Genomic DNA, 18,909 nt, shown 5'->3' on the forward strand with positions numbered 1-18,909 from the left:
AGGAAATATGATTAAAAATTTGAAAAAGAATATAGGTAATATTGGGGACTTGACTACCGCATAGGTAGTCTATGTATATGAGGCGACTAGCGCCTAAAAAACTTAGGTGTATATACAGCAAACTCAGACACAGGAAGTGTCAAGTTTACGGCTGATGATATGTTCGCTTCGTTCTTCATTCTGAAATGAGGGACAAAGGAAATGAAAAGTTTGGAATGGACAACGGTTTTATACAGGAATTTTAAAAACCCAATAAAAATGGTTCAAAACACAGTATTTACGCACTCAATTTACGATAACCTGCTGGTGGCCTGCGATATGCATAATAACTCATCACCACTTCAATTGCTTGACGAATTGCCTGATTAATAGGCATCATCTTAGTACCTAGTTCGGTGTCAATACTTCGAAGTCTAAAGTAATAATCACTCATCATTGGTGCGGGAGTACCTGCCTCCATATCTGCTTCAATCTTTGAAATAGTATCTGCTTGGCCTGCTTTCATGATTTTACAGGTAATGAATTTTGGCTTGCCGTTTTTATCGCGTGTAGCTGAATAACCAAAAAGCCGACAAATTAAACCTCGATATGCGTACTGAGAGCAACCTCCTTTATCTAAGGAATCCTTCACTGGATTAAATAGCGTACACATGGAGCTTTCATTCGCCAGCAGGCCTTGATAAACTTCATCAATTCGCTTGGTCAGGAAGAGGTGAAGGGCATAAGGAAGAAACTCTAAAGGAGTAGCCTCAATATTGGCCTTGAAGCAGCATTTTCCACAGCCCGAAACACAATGAAGACCACTTCTATCGCGAAGTGAATTCATTTCTTGGTCTAAAGCGGCAAAAATCTTTTCTACCGATTTTACTTTTCTGACGATTGACATAAGGGCTGCGAAGGTAGTGGAGAAAAGCATCGAGTTTACATTTCTCGTAAGATTTACTTTTAGTGCTTACACCCTAAAAGTCAAGCGTTTTAACCAAGGTTGGTAAAGAGTTATTTTTTGGAAAAAACAACCTGTGACCTCACAGGTAGGGCACCTTCTTCTAGGCTTAAAAATGAAATACCTGTAAGCATATTCCCATTACTTTTTTCTACATAGATAATTCCAAAACCAGCGGTAAGTACTTCGGAAGAAAACTCGATGGCCATGTATTTTCCTAAAGTATGGGTGTAGAATTCTCGTTTTTCATGTTGGCCGTTTTCCCAAATAAAAAGCTCTCCTTTGGGTCTAAATTCAAAGGTTTTATTCTGAAAAAACCCCGAACTACCATTGGTACTCCATGAGCTATTTGTCAGCTCAAATGGAGCAACTTCTGGAGAAAAAGCAGCAAAAAAATAGTCTGTTGGGCTTTCATCAATGGTTGATTTTAATACAAGCATACCTTCGGTATTGAATCCTCCGTAGAGTGTATCTTCTAACGATTCGAAGCGCACCTGTTTTCCATCTTGAATCACTTTCCACTCTTCTTTCACATCGGCATAGAAGCTTTCTGCCTTATTGCTCGGCAACACTGACAACAGCATAAGCCCAGGTTCTATGAAGCTCTGCTCATCGTCATAACCACCCTCATTATACTCCAACACTGCCCCGTCTTCTCCCATTACCATTTCGGGCGGAGAAGCCTTAATATAAGCCAAAAGCCAATTTCCATTAAGGTTTTGAGCACTAAGAGAGGTAGAAAAAACAATTAGAATTGATGATAATAAAACACGCATGTCCGAATATACGGTAAAAAGGCATTATCGATCGAGCCACTTTTTAAAATCTTGCACTTTGTCTCTGCTTACAATCGCATCGGTTTCATCTGTATGAATTAAAATAAGTCGGAGACGAGAGTTTGAATAGGTGATAATATCCTTTACCGCCTCTAGCGAAACCAAGTATTTACGATTAATGCGGAAGAATTTTTGAGGATCTACCAACTGTTCCACTTGTTCCATGGTGTAGTCAATAATGTATCGGTTCTTCTCTTTAGTTTGAAGGTAAGTGGCCTTTTCTTGGCTAAAAAAGTATGCTGTTTCTGAAGTTGCAATGGTGTGAATATGCTCCCCAATTTTGACAACAAAGCGCTCCTTGTATTGCTTTGTCAGCATTTGCATGGCTTGCTGAATCAGCATCATATCCATACCTGAGTTTCGCTCAGGTACGCTGGGCTTAAATCTGGCTTCATACTTTTCTAAAGCACTTTCTAAATCTGCTGGATCAATGGGTTTGAGCAAATAATCAATGCTATTTACCTTAAACGCCTGAATGGCATACTCATCAAAAGCAGTAGTGAATATGATGGGGGAAGAAACTTCTACCTGCTCCAAAATCTCGAAACTGAGTCCATCTGCCAACTGAATATCGAAGAACAGAAGATCGGGCTGAGGATTTTCTTTTAACCAATTCACCGTTCGTTTTACCGAATCGAGTTTGGCCAGTATTTCAATTTCTGGATTAATTTTTTCTAGTAAGCTAGCCAATCTCTTGGCTGCCATCGACTCATCTTCTACAATCAGTACTTTCATTTCTCAAAGGCTAATAATGGAAGTTTCACAATAAATTCGCTCGGCCCATCAACCACCTCCACGGGTATTGGGCTTAAGAATTCATACCTAGATTTTATGTTTGAAAGCCCCATACCTGAACTTTCATCTACTGGGATATTCTTCTTCTGAAGGTTATTTCGAACCACCAGTTTTTCCCCATTTTCAATTTCAACATGAATAGTAAGTGGTTCTTCTTCAGCAATTACATTATGCTTAATGGCATTTTCTAAAAGCATTTGAATGGCCATAGGTGGAAGCATTTTTTGTTCAAAATCTTCAATATTTATTATCAACTGAAGCTTTTCGTCAAACCTTATTTTTTGTAGAAAGAGGTAAGAGTTAACAAATTCCATTTCGGTTTTCAGGCTTACTACCTCTTGGGCACGAGTATCTAAAACATACCGATACACTTTTGAAAGCTCACGAATAAACTTGGCCGCTTGGTCTTGATCTTCATACACCAAATTGGTTAGCGCATTCAAGCTATTAAATAGAAAGTGTGGGTTGACCTGATTTTTGAGTGTTTCATATTTGGCCTCCATCTGTTCTTTTTTTAGCCTTTCTGCATCCAAACTGGCTTTCTTCCAGTTCTTAAGAAATTCAACCGAATTCAAGAAAAAAGAAATAACAAAAGTGATTCCGACAGAGATTAATAAGGTCCATTTAATATCACCCAAATCAATGTCGAAGCCATATTTCAGCACTACATATAGTGAGTAAACAGCTGTAGGAGTATATGCAATTACGCCTATTACTCCCCAAATAAATCGCTTACTTGGGTTTTCTAACCAAGGGATTCTATAGGAAAGATAATTGGAAACATGTGCATTGCCTTGCCAGAGTAAAATCCACTGAATGGCAGAAATGGCCGTTGCTGCAAGGGCTACATTCCAAGCACTAAAGCAGGTACTACACCAGAAATAGGCAGAAGGGCCTCCAAACAATGCGATAAGCACAGTTTCCTTAATCTCCTTTTTCCAGTTCAGTGTTTTGAGGTATCCCATTTAGGCTAAAGTACTGATTTTATACTTTCAATGTGTTGGCATATTTACCAACGCCAAATTGTTTTCTGTAACGGTTGGCATGATAAGCAATTAATGGCGAACCTATGGCAGCAGGCAAAACCCAAAGTAACCACCCCTTATTTCCTAAGGCCTGAAAAAGGGCTCCATTTTGAACTAAAAAAGCTGTAATGCTAGCGATAAATGCACCTCCCATTAAATTCATATGGGCAAACCACCACCACATTTTATCGGGTTTGGTATTTCTAAACCCTTTGATGTTGAGCCACGCGGTATTGGCAGTGAAAAACCCGAAAATGATGGACAGATAACCAAAGCTTGATGAAAAATTGCTCAAGACTAAATACCTAATTCCCGCCCCAAAAAGAGTTAAGCCAAAAGCAATGGCAATAAAAGCCGCGATCCAATCGATAAGCAATGGCTTCAATGTTTTTTTCAGCTCCAATACCCGTTGGCCTGCGAATGTCATATAGAAACTAAATACAGCTATGATGGTAAGAAAGAAGTTAAACCTAACGAAGCTTACAATTAAAATTGCGCTAATGAAGATCCAAGTCATAGACCAAAAGAAAACCTTTCCGGCAGCGCAGTGAATCTTACCTCCTTTTCTACCAAAAAAAGCAGCCAAAATTCCTGAAAGCAAAGTAGTAACGCCTGCAGTTACGTGAGATAAGATGAGTACTTTTTCCATGATTGAATCTTTTAAGGAAGAAGAAAAATGAGGTGCTACCGACTTTCGATAGCACCATTGTTTTTACTTTCCGCAACCAGCCATTAACTGTTCAGCTACTTCAATTCCCCAAGTAGGATCAAAGCTTTTTCCTTTTTCTTCAGCATTAAAGAGAGGAATACTTTTCTGCGCCAAACCACAGGCGCCTGCTGTAGAAGAACCGAAAAACTGTGCTGTACCATATTGCATTTGAGCCATTAAAGCCATTGCTCTAGGATTTTCAGGGTTTAATTTCATGGCATAACCAAAAGTTTGTGTTGCCAAGCCCGACAATGATTGTCCTCTTGTGTTTGGATCGGCCGCCAATTGCGCCATAAAATAAAAACCTTCTAAGGCCACAACCTCACTATTGTTAGGCACAAGCTCTTTCGCTTTTTCAACAAATGGCTTAGCCTTATCTAAAAGTTGGTCTTTGGCTTTTACACCCTCTGCCAATAATGAAGCATTAATATAACTAAGGGCAGCGTAATATTGAGGGTGCCACTGGTCGCTTGCATTGGAGGCTATACGTTCAAATTGACCAGCTGAAGCTTGTAGGTTTTCTAAATTTCGCTCAGCCCCCATTGACTGCAAGCCCTTGACCATGGCGTTCATATAAGCCTCTTGGTTTTGAGCATTTAAGGTGAAACTTGTGATAAAAAGTGCGAGTAAAATTGTAAGCTTTTTCATGTTATGTTTTTTATAGTTTTTGAGTTCGTTTTCTAATGATGATACTAAAGTGCAGGGAAATGATTGGCTTAGAAAAAAAGTGTTACCGAACCGTAGAATCTTCAGGATGAACCGTAATAAAGTAAAATTTCAAGGGGTCAAAACTCAAATTTCAAAAGGATCTCATCTAATGTCTAAATGCTAACTACTACAAGTTATCCAGCTGATTCTCTTGTCCATCTTTTGTTAAGGTGATGAACAGGGAAAGAAAAATGAAACGCTTGGCGCCTTGCCCTATCTCCTGTCGTTCATAAATACCTTGAGCATTCGCTTGATCTGCATATTGGTAACCAAACACATTATTGCGCCCGAAGATGTTGGAAGAAGACATGTACAGGATGATATTCGGTTTTATAAGGAAAGCAGCATTCAAACTCAAGTCGTGAAAAGTTGGTGTTTTATCATTCTGAAAACCAGACTTGTTCGGGTTGTGAAATGGCCTGCTCGAAGCAAAATTATATGTGGCTCCAAATTGAGTTCTTAACGGCACAACAAAATGTTTGGCCACAAAAGAGAAGTTGTGATTAGACACAAATGAAGGCGTAGCTAAACTCGAAAAATCTCGATAATCTCTTTTTGAATCCACGTAGGAGTAAGAAATCCAGTAGTCAGTATTTTCAAAGGTCTTACTATCTCTCCAAAACACATCCACCCCTTTGGCCTCACCAAAGCCAGCATTTGAGTAATTATTAGGGTTGAAATCATTCTCGTCAATGAACTTCACTAAGTCGTCATATTTTTTAAAATAGGTTTCTACCCTGAAAACACGATCATTATGAATGTATTGATAGTTCAGAATGTAATGCGCTGCCTTCTCTGGTTTTAAATTCTGATTTACCAAAGCATAGTCGTTTTGAGCAGATTGCAAATACTGCCCATAGGCCAGCGAAAACTGCCCTTTTTCTGTCAGCTTATACGACATCGCTAATCGTGGATTCACCCACGTTTGGCCCAATAATGAAGAGTGTTCTAAACGCAATCCCGTGCGCACTACAAACTTATTCGAAGCGAAATAATCCGTTTCAACAAAAGTGCTCGCAATGTTTTCTTTAAAATCGAAGGCATCATTTGGCCCATTTTCTATGTTAAATTTATTGGTGTATTTCTTAGCGAAAAACTCGGCCCCCATATTTACGCTCACCTTTTCGGCTGCTTCCCAGTTTAAAGCGAGCTTAGCGTGAACGCCTTTTTCGTCCTCCTCAATCACATCAGTATTGAAGTCAATTTTCTCTTGGTTCAAAGTGGTAGAAACCCCAGCCCGAACCGACCAACGGTCAGCAATAATGTCTTTGTAGCTCGTATTCAAATAGAAGTAATCATTACCAATCGAAACGGTGTCTTTCGCTCCACCATTATTGATGTTGGGTTGACGAATGCTCAGGTTCGAAATGTCCATATTGGTGTATACTTTCAATAAACCAGTTCCATTTATTTTCTGTCGGAAAACCAACTCAGCTACTTTCCCATTAGGCGCCACTTTCCAATCAAAATCCTGTTTGATCATATCTTGATAAGGGCGTAAATCCGTATACTGAACCTTGCCTGAAATACTGGAGTTCTCCCATTTTTTGGTGTAGGCCAAATCGCCTCCAACCGTCATTACCGAAATATCAGCTTGGGTTTTCTCGGCAATATCGTTGGAGTTTAAAACCAAGGCCGAAGAAAGTGCTTGGCCATATTCAGCAGAGTACCCGCCCGTACTAAATATGGTTCCTTTAAACAAAAAAGGACTAAATCGTCCTCTAGTGGGTACATTGGGAGCCGTAGCACCAAATGCATTTCTAACCTCAAGTCCATCAATAAAAACCTTGGTTTCGTAGCCTTCGCCTCCACGAACGAATAACCTTCCTGATTCGCCAACAGTGGCGGTACCAGGCAGAGTGTTTATTGCCCCCATGATATCGCCTGCTGCACTTGCCGTAGTTACAATATCAAGGGGTTTTAACACAGTCACCTTTTTAATATCGCTGGCTTCGAATGCTCCAGCGGTAATGGTTACTCCATCAATTTTATTGATTTGCTCTTCTAAAATGACATCCACCTGAATTGGTTGACCATTCAATTCAAGTGTTTTCTCGAAGGTTTTAAAGCCAATAAAGCTTACCATTAGGGTTCGCTGTCCTGTCTCGCTTGTTTGGAAACTGAAGGAACCGTCATTTTTAGAGTTTGCACCATCAAATGATCCTTTAATGTACACATTCGCAAAAGGGATTGATTGCCCTTGACTATCGGTTACTTTTCCTGAAATAACAGTTTGTGCCTTGGCATTGGAAGCAATGGCCAACACAAAAAGAATAATAAATTTGAAACACTGCATTGTTGTTGTTTTTTGAGTTTCAGCCCCAAGGGCTCGTTGTTGACTCAAAGGTGCGATGCTCCGTTTCTGAATTGAAATTAGTCTTACCGAATCGTAGAATTGGGCGGATGAATTGTGAGTTCTAAAAGGAAGTGACTAAGGTCAGTACATCGTAATCCAAAATTATTATGTTTTTAGAATCACTTATTCAATGCTATCATAAGCATCATTAATGGTTTTTCAACACAAGCCATTATCTTAGCTAACAAATCAAAACCTTATGAAAACCAAGACCTTATTTTTCCTCTCGCTCTTACTTGTCTGTTTAATACAAAGCTGTGGATCAGGAACCACTCAAGAAACCACAGATGTTGAATATGGCAACCCTCCAGCTGAAGGCTTTAATCTAGAAGGTTCTGACCCAAAAGCCATCGAAGTAGCCGATCAAGTAATGGAAGCCATGGGGGGACGTAAAGCATGGGACAACACCCGACATATTGCATGGAATTTCTTTGGCGCTCGTGATTTAGTTTGGGACAAATGGACAGGTGATGTTCGCATTGATATGCGCAATACTACTTTCCTAATCAACATTAATGATAATACTGGAAAAGCATTTATAGACGGAAGAGAAATTACCGATTCTGATACATTAAACAATCTAATTGGCAGAGGTAAAAGTGCTTGGATCAACGACTCCTATTGGTTGCTTATGCCTTTCAAATTAAAAGACTCGGGCGTTACACTAAAGTATTTGGGGGAAGAAAAAACCAATGAAGATGTATTGGCAGATAAGCTTGAATTGACATTCGATAAAGTAGGGAACACTCCAAATAACCGCTATTGGGTATGGGTAGATAAAACGGATCACTTGGTTAAGCAATGGGCTTATTATCGTAATGCGGCTGACACTACCCAAGGCTTCAATGTTCCTTTTAGAAATTACCAAAAGATGGGCAACATCTTAATTTCAGGAGACCGAGGCGAACGCCAACTCACCAATATTATGGTATTTGATGAATTACCTTCTTCAGTGTATAAATCGAAAGAAAAGCCAGATTTGGCTGCCTTGAAAAACCAGTAAAACCCCCATGAAGAAATTAATATACTTATTTCCAATCCTCTTCTTACTAGGCTGTGGAAGTTCAGAGAAAAAAGAAGAAGAAAGCAAAACACAAATCCCTTATTGGCAAGCACAAACGTCTGGTTCAAAAGCTAGTTTACGAGGTCTAAATGCCGTAACAGAAAATGTAGCCTGGGCCAGCGGCACCAAAGGAACGGTGCTCAGAACAATTGACGGAGGAGAAACTTGGGAAGACGTAAGTGTTCCAGCATCCGACACTATCGACTTTAGAGATATTCAAGGCTTTGATGAGAATACGGCCATTGTATTGAGTGCAGGCCTACCAGCGGTGATTTACAAAACCACTGATGGCGGTCAAAGTTGGCAACAGAAATACTTTTCTATGAAGGAAGGCACTTTCTACGATGCCATGGATTTTTGGGACGATCAAAACGGAATCATTTTTGGCGATGCGGTAGATAGCCGATTGCTAATTCTGAAAACCAAAGATGGTGGTGAAACCTGGCAAGAACTTCCTTTCGAACAAAGACCGATTGCTAAAGATGGACAGGGTGGTTTTGCAGCCAGTGGCACTTGCTTAATTACGAATGGAAATTCAGATGTTTATATAGGCTTAGGCGGAGAAGAAGCTAGTCTTTTTTATTCTTACGATAGAGGTGAAACTTGGGAGAAAACCATTACACCGCTTCAATCAGGTGAATCCACCGCAGGAATTTTTTCCATTGCTTTTAAAAATGAAAACGAAGGTCTGATGGTCGGGGGTGATTATCGTGGAGATTCGCTTACCCGAATCAATAGTGCCTATACCTTAGACCGTGGAAAATCGTGGTTTCCTGTAATGGCTGCTTTAAAACCACAAGGTTACAGGTCTGGAGTTGCTATTTTCAATGATTTGGTTTTGGCCGTAGGCAGAGAAAGTTGCGATTACTTTAGAGAAGGAATGGAAGGTTATGCTCCAATGGAAGGTAAATATTATGCTGTAAGCGTATCCAAAGACAACAAGGCAGCCTATGCTTCGGGTCCTGGAGGCTCGGTGGCAAAATTAGCCTTCAAGGAATAAGATTGCTCACAGAATTTGTAATCAAATAAACGACTGAGGTTTATTTGATTACAATTTTTGTTTTTGGCTTTTTATTGAAGTCTTCTTTAATAAACAGCCTATATTCCCAACTAGCCACTTTTTTGTCGTCCGAAATTACATATTCCTTATTTGAAACTGATTTAATCTTATTATCAAATTCAATAGTCTGCTTATAAGAAGCATCACCGAACAACATTGCAGCCATTTCTAAATCAAGTTCTTCTTCTCCATCTTCCTGAAGTCCTTTTTTAAAATTATCGACTATTCCATTGTTTTCAGTTCTTTCAAAAGTATTGCCCTTTTGGATAAAAAAGGTTGTCAGCTTAGTTGAGCCCACTTCTGTGGAGTCACGGTAAAACTCACTCATTCCCGCATTCAAGGCATCTACATCTGCAAAGTCAAAAAGCACCTCATATTTTAGGTTCTCTCGGTCAAACTCGTTCCGCCAATTAGATACTCCGTTGATTGCCTCCATTCGAGCCACCTTCTCTTCAAAACTCACCTCCATCTCATCCATGCTCTTAATGAACTCGTCATCTGCTCCGCCTAAAGACTTCATCATTTCAGCCATTTCACTCATATCAACGGCCATAGAATATGTACCACTACCATCATTTTTGAAAATGAATTTCTCTATAATCTTAACACATGAAGTAAGACATATTGAGAGACTGAGAATACAGATTATCGAAAGGAATTTTTTAGTGGTTTTCATAAGATGTAGGAATTTGAAATAAATATAAGCGATTAGCCTAAATCTGATTACAGATTAATAGAAATAAATTTTGATGATATTCTGCTAAACCTCAAAAATGACTTCGCTATTTGGCACTCTAAATCGCTCTGAATAAACACCACCTTCTGCTGCCGGACCGCAACCAATCACCATAGTTACTTCTGCTTTTCGCGGAAGCTTTAGAAACTTTTTAATCCGAAGTGAGTCCATACCTTCCATTGGGCAAGTATCGTAACCTTCAGATTTCATGCTCAGCATAAAGGTTTGGGCAGCCAATGCAGCACTTTTATGTACACTAATACGAACATCAGTAGCATTTCCGTGACGCACCATTGGCCTGTTTAGACCTACAAAAAAGTAGATGCACTTTTTAATAAAACCCCAAACGCCAAAAGGGTCGTTGTAGTAATATTTAGGAATTAGGCTTTCGTAATAGTTAAGTGCCCTCTTGGCTGCCTTGGTTTTAGGTTCGCCATAAACCCTTTTCATTTCTTTTACCAAAGCTTTTTGCCTTGTTCGCCAAAGATCTTTTCGAGCTACAAATACCACCAATTCTCTAGCAGTTTTCGCAGCCTTCTGATTCATACACATCCAGCTTACCTTTTCAAGGGCTTCTTCGGAACGAATTCTATAAAATTCCCAAAGTTGCATGTTGCTGCTATTGGGTGAAAGAATAGCCCTTTCCAAACTTCGCTTAACAGCATCTGGGTCAAAATCTGCTTTATCGTCATAAATCCGCACTGACCTTCTTTCTTCAACAATCTTATCAAATACTATTGCGCTTTCTTTCATGTTATCCATACACTAAGGGAATCAAGGTTTCTGATAAAACAGCTAAAAGAAGAATAGCTACAACATTAAGAATAAATCCAGCCCTAATCATTTGCTTCATGGGGATCATTCCAGAAGAAAACACTATTGCATTTGGCGGAGTAGAAATGGGCATCATAAAGGCATAGCTTGCCGCCAAAGTAACCGGCAACGAAAGGTACATTGGGTTAATATTTAGACTAATGGAAATTCCTAAAACTACCGGCACAAAGATAACGGCAAGGGCTACATTACTCATAATCTCGGTCATAAACAGCATAAATGCACTTAAACCTAAAACCAATAGTAACTTACTGACATTGCCTTGTTGGGTTATTGTTTCGCCTACAATCTGAACAATTTCAGTAGTTTCCATGGCCTTGGCCAACGTGAGACCACCTCCAAAAAGTAATAGAATTCCCCAAGGTAACTTTTTGGTATATTCCCAATCCAATAAAAATTCTCCTTTCTTCAAACTAACCGGAGTAGCAAACATAAAAATGGCACCTACCATCCCTATTAAGGTGTCGTTTAGCAAGTTGGTATTAAACCAAGTATTTAAGTTTCCTCTGAGAATCCAGGCAACTGCAGTAAGGACAAATATAATTGCTACCAACTTTTCTGCTCGGCTAATCTTTCCCAGCAATTTGATTTGATCGTCAATAATTTGAGAGGAATCAGCCAGATTCTTGATTCTACTAGGGAAAAGTACTTTAGTAAGCAAAAGGTAAGTAATGGTGAGCATGATAAAACATGTAGGTAAACCCACTTTCAAATATTGAGAGAAACTCACCTCATAATTCATCATTTCACTCATAAAACCCACCCATGCCACGTTAGGCGGAGTTCCAATAATGGTGGCTGTACCTCCGATATTAGCGGCATAAGCAATGCCTAACATGAGCACTAATGAAAACCTCTTTTTCCCTTTGTCTTCTGTCAGATCCAATTCTAGCAAACTGGTAATAGATAGTGCAATTGGCAGCATCATCACCGTTGTAGCTGTATTGCTAATCCACATAGAAAGAAAGGCAGTGGTAAGCATAAAACCCAAGATAATTCCATTTGGATTGGTGCCTGTTAGACGGATTAAGTTCAATGCGATTCGTTTATGCAGATTGTGCTTTTCCATTCCTAAACCCAAAATAAAACCTGCCATAAACAGAAATATAATAGGGTTTGCATAAGGTGCAGTAGCTTCGTTTGCATCGAAAACACCCGTAAGTTGAAACAAGACAATGGGAAGTAAAGCAGTAACAGGAATGGGAGCAGCTTCGGTAATCCACCAAATAATCATCCAAGCAGCAATACCAACCACCTTCCATGCTTCAGGAGATATCCAGAAATCGGGAGAAAAGGTTAGGATGAGAAAAAATACTAGGGGTCCAGCAAATAGGCCAAAAATTTTTGCGCCTTTGAAATCAGGTGTGCTCATTTTATTTTTTGGATGACCTACTAAGATAGTATTTTAATAGAGTGTTGTTAAGCCTAGGCGATTCAAATTCCTATTTTTCTAACAGGCCTAAAAAAAGAAAAGAGCCCCAACCTCGAGCTCTTTTTCTTAATCAACCTTAAAATACTAAAAACTAACTATGTATAATCAACCTTAATCTATATTCTTACCTGATAAGTGTTGTTTATCAATTCTTCTTTCTAAACACTTATGGGTAGGTATACCGACAATCGATAAAAATTGTTTCAGTTTTCAGAATAAAATTTCGTTAAAAAAGGTTAACAGTTTTTTCGTTCACAAAAGCTTGGGTTGTAATTCAGCCAAACGGAACATCTCAAGCAATTAATCCTTTGGCTTAGCCATTTATTATTCTATTTTTGCCACAAATTTAAACCCGCTGTAATGAGTGTTTTAGTCAATAAAGATTCTAAAATTATAGTTCAAGGATTTACCGGTTCTGAAGGTACTTTCCATGCTGAACAAATGATTGAATATGGTACAAATGTAGTTGGTGGTGTTACTCCAAATAAAGGAGGTCAGCTACACCTAGGCAAACCTGTTTTTAATACTGTTGAAGACGCAGTGACTTCAACAGGTGCAGATGTTTCCATTATTTTTGTTCCACCTGCTTTTGCGGCTGATGCCATTATGGAAGCGGCTGATGCTGGAATATCTGTAATCATCGCTATTACCGAAGGAATTCCTGTAAAGGATATGGTAATGGCTAAAGAATATATCAAAAACAAAAATGTTACTTTGATTGGCCCTAACTGCCCAGGTGTAATTACTCCTGGCGAAGCTAAAGTTGGTATCATGCCTGGCTTTATTTTCAAAAAAGGTAGAATTGGTTTAGTATCTAAATCAGGTACATTAACTTACGAAGCTGCTGACCAGTTGGTGAAAGCCGGTTTGGGTATTTCTACTGCAATTGGTATTGGTGGCGACCCAATTATTGGAACTCCTACTAAAGAAGCCGTAGAGCTTTTAATGAACGATCCAGAAACGGACGCTATCGTTATGATCGGTGAAATTGGCGGTAACTACGAAGCCCTTGCTGCTGAGTACATTAAATCAACAGGAAACAAAAAACCTGTAGTTGGATTTATTGCTGGTCAAACAGCGCCTCCAGGCAGAAGAATGGGCCACGCTGGTGCAATCATTGGTGGAGCAGAAGATACTGCAGAAGCCAAAATGAAAATTATGTCAGAGTGCGGAATTACTGTAGTTAATTCTCCTGCAGATATCGGAGCTACAATGGCTGAACTATTGAAAGCTTAAGAAGAATAAATCTTAGAAAATATTAAAGCCTCATTTTGAGGCTTTTTTTATGTCCTATTGGGCGGAAGCAAGTTGGTTCAAGGCAATCCAAGCCATCAGACCAATCCCCAATTCAATGGCATCTTCGTCTATGTTGAATTTAGGTGTATGCACCCCCAAAGTAGTTCCTTTTACTGAATTTCCTGTTCCCAAACGATAGAAGCAAGAAGGCACCTCATGCGAATAGTAGGCAAAATCTTCTGCCCCCATCCATAAATCTAAATCCACAATATTTTCTGCACCGAGATAAGCTGTTGCTGCCGCACGTGCTGATTGCGTAGTTGTCGGGTCATTGGTTAAGTAAGGGTAACCAACGTCAATCAACACATCACAACTCCCTCCCATTGCCTCAGCAAGTCCTTCAGCAATGCTTCTTATTTTTTTGTGTGCCTCAAAGCGCCACTCCTCGTCTAAAGCCCGAAAGGTTCCTCCGATTTTAACTTCATCGGGAATGATATTCTGCGCATGGCCACCTTCAATTTGCCCAAACGAAAGCACGGTTGGTTTTTTAGGGTCAGCATTTCTGCTCACTACTTGCTGTAACGCCACAATGATATGCGATGCAATCAGAATAGGGTCAATCACTTTATCAGGCAGTGCAGCATGACCACCTTTACCTTTTACGGTAAGGTAAATTTCATCAGCACTGGCCATGTATTGCCCTTCTCTAAAACCAACTTTCCCTGTCGGAATATACGGCATCACATGTTGCCCAAACATATTATTTGGTCTAGGGTTTTCCAAAGCTCCATCTTTAATCATTAAAGATGCGCCCCCTGGGTTTTTCTCTTCTCCCGGCTGAAAAACAAGCTTTATAGTTCCTTCAAACTGATCTTTAAGTTGCACTAAAATACGGGCGGCACCTAAAAGACATGACGTGTGGACATCGTGACCACAAGCGTGCATTACCCCTATATTCTTAGATTTATAAGAAACTTCATTTTGCTCCGTAATCGGCAAAGCGTCCATATCGGCACGCAAAGCCACCGTTTTGGATGCTGGATTCCTTCCTTCAATTAAGGCGGTTAACCCTGTTCCAGCCACTCCTTCCTTTGGTTCGATTCCTAATTTACGCAACTCAGCCGCCACATATTTTGCGGTTTCAAACTCCTTGAAAGAAAGCTCGGGGTTTGCATGAATATGCCTACGAATATTAACAGTATCCTCTGCATACTGAGCAGCAAGCTTTTTTACGTCATTCAACAAACTCATTTTTCAAGCTTGAATTGCTCTGGAACTACAGTAGCGGTTGGGTAATATTTCTTTATTTTTTCATAAAGCGGTTGGGCTTCTATCTGCTGATAGAACTCTCCAATCTTCACGAAATAGGTCGGCAATTTGTACTGAATCTGCGCCTCCATTGCTGGAAGAATATCGAAAAGGCGATTTCTGATTCTACCTGCCTCAACTTCGTTGGTACCAGAATAAACCATAATGGTATAGCCAGAAAGTGTTGCCAAGGTGTCATTTCTCACGGCAATGGAATCCATCACGGCATCCATCTTATCTGATATTTCATAAGTTGAGCGGATGGCTTGATTATTCAATACTTTGATTGTATCGCCCTCTTTAGATTGTACCTTAACAGTTGGGCGATATTTCGATAAATCATCAGAATAACTCAAATCAACATCGTCTCGCTTTACATCCTTTTTAGGAATAGCCTGATTGGTACAACCAACCGCCAACAGGACTACTGTCAGAGTCAATAAAGTATTTGAAACAGACTTAATCATTAATAACTACGCATTTATTGCTCAGAATATCTTCTTCCACTTGCTTAAACTTAACGTCATTTTTAATGGTTCCGTCTTGATACTGAACATTTACTCGATCGTTTCTTCCATAAATCTTTTCAGACTTAATAGGAGCTGTTTTTTCTACCGGAGGTCTGTTTCTAGTATCTTGTCTACTTGCCAAAGCAGATTTAGATTCTTCCTTACTCTCATTCAATTTCTGCTGACTTCCTCTACTTCTTGCCTCTTGCACCCTATCTGGCGCTTGTTGAGGGATATCGGCTTTGGTTAAGAAAGAAACGGTTTCTTCATTTACTTTAGAAAGGAAGGCTTTAAACAATTGGAAAGCTTCGAATTTATAAATCAAAAGTGGATCCTTCTGCTCATAAACCGCATTCTGTACCGACTGCTTCAAGTCATCCATGTCGCGAAGATGTTCTTTCCAAGTTTGGTCAATTACAGCTAGTGTAATAGATTTTTCCATGGCCTTGATCAGCTCAGCATTTTCTGTTTCAACAGTCTTATTCAGGTTAACAGCCACTCCAATCTGCCTTTTTCCATCAATAAATGGAAGGAGAATGTTCTCAACTGTAGCGCCTTTTTCTTGTTGAATATGCTTCATCAACGGCAGTGTTTTTTCCGCTATATTCTTGTTCTTCTTGTTATAATCTGCATAAACCTCTTCATACAGATCATTGATAAGCGTGTTTACATCAGATTGCGTGTATTGATCCAAATTAATTTTGGTATCCATACCTAAAGTACCAATGCAACTCAGTTTGAATCCATCGAAATCGTTTGTTGGTTTTGTATTGTTCACAATGTCTTCACAAGTGTCGTACATCATGTTCATAATATCCAACTGTAGACGTTCGCCCATCAGCGCATTTCTTCTTCGTTCGTAGATCACAGAACGCTGTTGGTTCATGATGTCATCATACTCCAAAAGTCGTTTTCTAGTACCGAAGTTATTTTCTTCCACCTTACGCTGTGCTCTTTCAATAGATTTGGAAATCATGGAATGCTGAATCATTTCACCTTCCTTCAATCCCATTCTATCCATTAACTTGGCCACTCTGTCTGAGCCAAAAAGCCTCATTAGATTATCTTCTAACGAAACAAAGAATTGAGATGAACCTGCGTCTCCCTGACGGCCCGCTCTACCTCTTAACTGACGGTCAACTCGTCTTGACTCATGTCTTTCTGTACCAATAATGGCAAGCCCGCCAGCAGCTTTAGATTCTGGCGATAGTTTAATATCTGTTCCACGACCCGCCATGTTTGTAGCAATGGTTACCGTACCTGGTCTACCAGCAGCGGCTACAACATCGGCTTCTCTAGCGTGTTGTTTCGCGTTCAATACCTGGTGCTCAATCTTTTTCAGATGAAGCATTCTACTCAATATCTCTGAGATTTCAACCGAAGTAGTACCCACAAGTACCGGTCTGCCTTCAGCAGTTAACTCAACGATTTCATCGACTACGGCATTAAACTTTTCTCTTACCGTTTTATATACTTTATCCTCTCTGTCTTCTCTTGCAATTGGTCTGTTGGTAGGAATTACCACTGTATCCAACTTATAGATTTCCCAGAACTCACCTGCTTCTGTTTCGGCAGTACCCGTCATACCTGCCAGTTTGTGGTACATTCTGAAGTAATTCTGCAATGTGATTGTAGCATAGGTTTGAGTAGCGTCTTCTACCTTCACGTTTTCCTTTGCTTCAATGGCTTGGTGTAGTCCGTCAGAATACCTACGACCGTCCATTACCCTTCCGGTTTGCTCATCTACAATTTTCACCTTACCGCCATCAAGGATGTATTCTGTATCCTTTTCAAACATGGTATAAGCTTTTAGCAGCTGGTTCACGGTATGTATTCGCTGGCCTTTTACGGAGTAATCTTGAATAGCTTCTTCCTTTTGTTTCAGCTTTTCCTCATCCGATAAAGTTTCATCTTTCTCTAGTCTGGCAACTACTTCTCCAATATCGGTCATGATAAAGAAGTTTGGATCTTCTCCTTCGCCAGTAATCAAGTCTGTTCCTTTTTCAGTAAGATTAACCGCGTTGGTTTTTTCATCAATAGTAAAGTAAAGCGGTTCATCTGCCTTAGGCATGTTTTTCTGATTGTCTTGCAGATAGAAGTTTTCTGTTTTCTGCATTACCATCTTCATTCCTGTTTCACTAAGGAATTTAATCAATGGCTTATATTTTGGAAGACCACGGAAGGCTCTAAACAAGGCTAATCCACCTTCTTCCTCGTTTCCTTCTTTAATTAACCTTTTGGCATCGTTCAAATACTGAGAACATAACTTCTTTTGTGCATCTACCAATTTGGTTACGCGAGGCTTCAATTCATGAAACTCGTGTTCATCCCCTTTAGGAATTGGCCCCGAAATAATTAATGGAGTTCTGGCTTCATCGATCAATACTGAATCGACCTCATCGACCATAGCATAATGATGCTTGCGCTGCACAAGTTCTTTGGCTTCTCTAGCCATGTTGTCACGCAGATAATCAAAGCCAAACTCGTTATTAGTTCCGTAAGTAATATCAGCACGGTAGGCTTGTCTTCTTTGTTCAGAGTTAGGTTGGTGCTTATCAATACAGTCGATGGTAAGCCCATGAAACTGGAATAATGGCGCCATCCATTCTGAATCTCGTTTTGCCAAATAGTCGTTCACCGTAATTACGTGAACCCCTCTTTCGGCCAAAGCATTTAGGTAGGCAGGCAAGGTAGCCACAAGCGTTTTACCTTCACCAGTAGCCATTTCGGCAATTTTACCTTGATGCAAAACAATTCCACCGATAAGTTGAACATCGTAGTGAAGCATCTCCCAAGTCACCTCAGAGCCTGCAGCTAACCACTTATTCTTCCAAACCGCTGTTTCACCAACAATTTCTACCTGAGGGCCAATGGCCGCAATTTGCCTGTCGTGCAAAGTGGCCTGAACTTCAAGTTTACCTACTTCTTTTAATCTTCTTGCGGTTTCCTTTACTACAGCAAAGGCATCGGGAAGCACATCCATAAGTACTTTTTCAAGTTCTTCATCGCGCTTCTCTTCCAATTTATCTATTTGATCAAAAATGCTCTCTTTTTGAGCAATCTCAAGACCAGTTTCGCTATCAATTCTTTTATGAAGTGCCTCTAGCTCTCCATCAATTTCTTTAAGGTAGTCTTTAATCCTTCCTTTAATTTCTTGGGTCTTCCCCCTTAAGGCCTCATCAGAGATGTTCCTCATTTCGGCAAACGCCTTATTGATCTTGTCAACGTAAGGTTTTACCTCTTTAATATCGCGATCTGACTTTGATCCGAAAACCTTTGCTAACCCCTTTGTTAAAAAACTCATACTGTATTTTTAATATGGTCTAAAGTTAATTTCTTGTATAGAAAAAGGAAACATA

The 18,909-nt window shown here is 39.8% G+C and carries 16 protein-coding genes; 3 read left to right on the plus strand and 13 right to left on the minus strand.

The window, feature by feature from the left end:
* Positions 1-277 precede the first annotated feature (277 nt).
* The 7 genes from AWW67_RS01925 to AWW67_RS01955 form a co-directional block, all read right to left on the minus strand.
* A complete protein-coding gene (locus tag AWW67_RS01925) occupies positions 278-886 on the minus strand; it encodes a YkgJ family cysteine cluster protein (RefSeq protein WP_062299856.1) in 609 nt (202 codons plus the stop codon).
* A gap of 110 nt (positions 887-996) precedes the next feature.
* Entirely contained in the window at positions 997-1,719 is a 723-nt protein-coding gene (locus tag AWW67_RS01930) for a hypothetical protein (protein WP_062299858.1), read from the minus strand.
* Positions 1,720-1,743: 24 nt separating this feature from the next.
* A complete protein-coding gene (locus AWW67_RS01935) occupies positions 1,744-2,514 on the minus strand; it encodes a LytR/AlgR family response regulator transcription factor (protein WP_062299859.1) in 771 nt (256 codons plus the stop codon).
* Positions 2,511-3,539: a sensor histidine kinase gene (locus AWW67_RS01940; RefSeq protein ID WP_062299861.1), complete on the minus strand. Its 1,029-nt coding sequence runs from the start codon at positions 3,537-3,539 to the stop codon at positions 2,511-2,513. Before AWW67_RS01940 ends, AWW67_RS01935 begins: the two co-directional genes overlap by 4 nt.
* A gap of 19 nt (positions 3,540-3,558) precedes the next feature.
* Positions 3,559-4,248, minus strand: coding sequence for a hypothetical protein (locus tag AWW67_RS01945; protein ID WP_062299862.1), 690 nt, complete (start codon positions 4,246-4,248; stop codon positions 3,559-3,561).
* A 63-nt stretch (positions 4,249-4,311) separates the two neighbouring features.
* Positions 4,312-4,956, minus strand: coding sequence for a hypothetical protein (locus AWW67_RS01950; RefSeq protein ID WP_062299864.1), 645 nt, complete (start codon positions 4,954-4,956; stop codon positions 4,312-4,314).
* A 187-nt stretch (positions 4,957-5,143) separates the two neighbouring features.
* Positions 5,144-7,312: a TonB-dependent receptor gene (locus tag AWW67_RS01955; RefSeq protein WP_062299865.1), complete on the minus strand. Its 2,169-nt coding sequence runs from the start codon at positions 7,310-7,312 to the stop codon at positions 5,144-5,146.
* Between the two features lie 259 nt (positions 7,313-7,571).
* Here AWW67_RS01955 and AWW67_RS01960 point away from each other — a divergent pair, with 259 nt between their 5' ends.
* Positions 7,572-8,375, plus strand: coding sequence for a hypothetical protein (locus AWW67_RS01960; protein WP_062299867.1), 804 nt, complete (start codon positions 7,572-7,574; stop codon positions 8,373-8,375).
* Positions 8,376-8,382: 7 nt separating this feature from the next.
* Positions 8,383-9,435, plus strand: coding sequence for a WD40/YVTN/BNR-like repeat-containing protein (locus tag AWW67_RS01965; protein WP_062299869.1), 1,053 nt, complete (start codon positions 8,383-8,385; stop codon positions 9,433-9,435).
* A 40-nt stretch (positions 9,436-9,475) separates the two neighbouring features.
* Here the strand turns inward: AWW67_RS01965 and AWW67_RS01970 are convergent, their stop codons facing one another.
* The 3 genes from AWW67_RS01970 to AWW67_RS01980 all read right to left on the minus strand — a co-directional run bounded on the left by AWW67_RS01970 (position 9,476) and on the right by AWW67_RS01980 (position 12,437).
* A complete protein-coding gene (locus AWW67_RS01970) occupies positions 9,476-10,171 on the minus strand; it encodes a hypothetical protein (RefSeq protein ID WP_141655357.1) in 696 nt (231 codons plus the stop codon).
* A gap of 84 nt (positions 10,172-10,255) precedes the next feature.
* Positions 10,256-10,993: a nitroreductase family protein gene (locus AWW67_RS01975; protein ID WP_245620814.1), complete on the minus strand. Its 738-nt coding sequence runs from the start codon at positions 10,991-10,993 to the stop codon at positions 10,256-10,258.
* Entirely contained in the window at positions 10,986-12,437 is a 1,452-nt protein-coding gene (locus AWW67_RS01980) for an SLC13 family permease (protein WP_062299873.1), read from the minus strand. The genes AWW67_RS01975 and AWW67_RS01980 overlap by 8 nt, the downstream gene beginning before the upstream one ends.
* A gap of 420 nt (positions 12,438-12,857) precedes the next feature.
* Here AWW67_RS01980 and sucD point away from each other — a divergent pair, with 420 nt between their 5' ends.
* Positions 12,858-13,733: a succinate--CoA ligase subunit alpha gene (sucD, locus tag AWW67_RS01985; protein ID WP_053224046.1), complete on the plus strand. Its 876-nt coding sequence runs from the start codon at positions 12,858-12,860 to the stop codon at positions 13,731-13,733.
* Positions 13,734-13,787: 54 nt separating this feature from the next.
* Here the strand turns inward: sucD and AWW67_RS01990 are convergent, their stop codons facing one another.
* The 3 genes from AWW67_RS01990 to secA are packed head-to-tail and all read right to left on the minus strand — an operon-like array spanning position 13,788 to position 18,854.
* Positions 13,788-14,984 carry a M20 metallopeptidase family protein gene (locus AWW67_RS01990; RefSeq protein ID WP_053224045.1) on the minus strand — a complete coding sequence of 399 codons (1,197 nt, stop codon included), beginning with the start codon at positions 14,982-14,984 and terminating at the stop codon, positions 13,788-13,790.
* Positions 14,981-15,508, minus strand: a complete 528-nt coding sequence (locus AWW67_RS01995; protein WP_062299874.1) for a hypothetical protein — start codon at positions 15,506-15,508, stop codon at positions 14,981-14,983. The genes AWW67_RS01990 and AWW67_RS01995 overlap by 4 nt, the downstream gene beginning before the upstream one ends.
* Complete coding sequence (secA, locus tag AWW67_RS02000) at positions 15,501-18,854, minus strand: preprotein translocase subunit SecA (RefSeq protein ID WP_062299876.1); 3,354 nt, start codon at positions 18,852-18,854, stop codon at positions 15,501-15,503. Before secA ends, AWW67_RS01995 begins: the two co-directional genes overlap by 8 nt.
* Between the last annotated feature and the right edge of the window lie 55 nt (positions 18,855-18,909).

It is taken from the genome of Roseivirga seohaensis (assembly GCF_001592945.1).
Classification (GTDB): Bacteria; Bacteroidota; Bacteroidia; order Cytophagales; family Cyclobacteriaceae; genus Roseivirga; species Roseivirga seohaensis.

Coding starts and splice junctions, on each gene's coding strand:
- AWW67_RS01925 (WP_062299856.1), bottom strand. CDS start 886: ATGTCAATCGTCAGAAAAGTAAAATCGGTAGAAAAGATTTTTGCCGCT.
- AWW67_RS01930 (WP_062299858.1), bottom strand. CDS start 1,719: ATGCGTGTTTTATTATCATCAATTCTAATTGTTTTTTCTACCTCTCTT.
- AWW67_RS01935 (WP_062299859.1), bottom strand. CDS start 2,514: ATGAAAGTACTGATTGTAGAAGATGAGTCGATGGCAGCCAAGAGATTG.
- AWW67_RS01940 (WP_062299861.1), bottom strand. CDS start 3,539: ATGGGATACCTCAAAACACTGAACTGGAAAAAGGAGATTAAGGAAACT.
- AWW67_RS01945 (WP_062299862.1), bottom strand. CDS start 4,248: ATGGAAAAAGTACTCATCTTATCTCACGTAACTGCAGGCGTTACTACT.
- AWW67_RS01950 (WP_062299864.1), bottom strand. CDS start 4,956: ATGAAAAAGCTTACAATTTTACTCGCACTTTTTATCACAAGTTTCACC.
- AWW67_RS01955 (WP_062299865.1), bottom strand. CDS start 7,312: ATGCAGTGTTTCAAATTTATTATTCTTTTTGTGTTGGCCATTGCTTCC.
- AWW67_RS01960 (WP_062299867.1), top strand. CDS start 7,572: ATGAAAACCAAGACCTTATTTTTCCTCTCGCTCTTACTTGTCTGTTTA.
- AWW67_RS01965 (WP_062299869.1), top strand. CDS start 8,383: ATGAAGAAATTAATATACTTATTTCCAATCCTCTTCTTACTAGGCTGT.
- AWW67_RS01970 (WP_141655357.1), bottom strand. CDS start 10,171: ATGAAAACCACTAAAAAATTCCTTTCGATAATCTGTATTCTCAGTCTC.
- AWW67_RS01975 (WP_245620814.1), bottom strand. CDS start 10,993: ATGGATAACATGAAAGAAAGCGCAATAGTATTTGATAAGATTGTTGAA.
- AWW67_RS01980 (WP_062299873.1), bottom strand. CDS start 12,437: ATGAGCACACCTGATTTCAAAGGCGCAAAAATTTTTGGCCTATTTGCT.
- sucD (WP_053224046.1), top strand. CDS start 12,858: ATGAGTGTTTTAGTCAATAAAGATTCTAAAATTATAGTTCAAGGATTT.
- AWW67_RS01990 (WP_053224045.1), bottom strand. CDS start 14,984: ATGAGTTTGTTGAATGACGTAAAAAAGCTTGCTGCTCAGTATGCAGAG.
- AWW67_RS01995 (WP_062299874.1), bottom strand. CDS start 15,508: ATGATTAAGTCTGTTTCAAATACTTTATTGACTCTGACAGTAGTCCTG.
- secA (WP_062299876.1), bottom strand. CDS start 18,854: ATGAGTTTTTTAACAAAGGGGTTAGCAAAGGTTTTCGGATCAAAGTCA.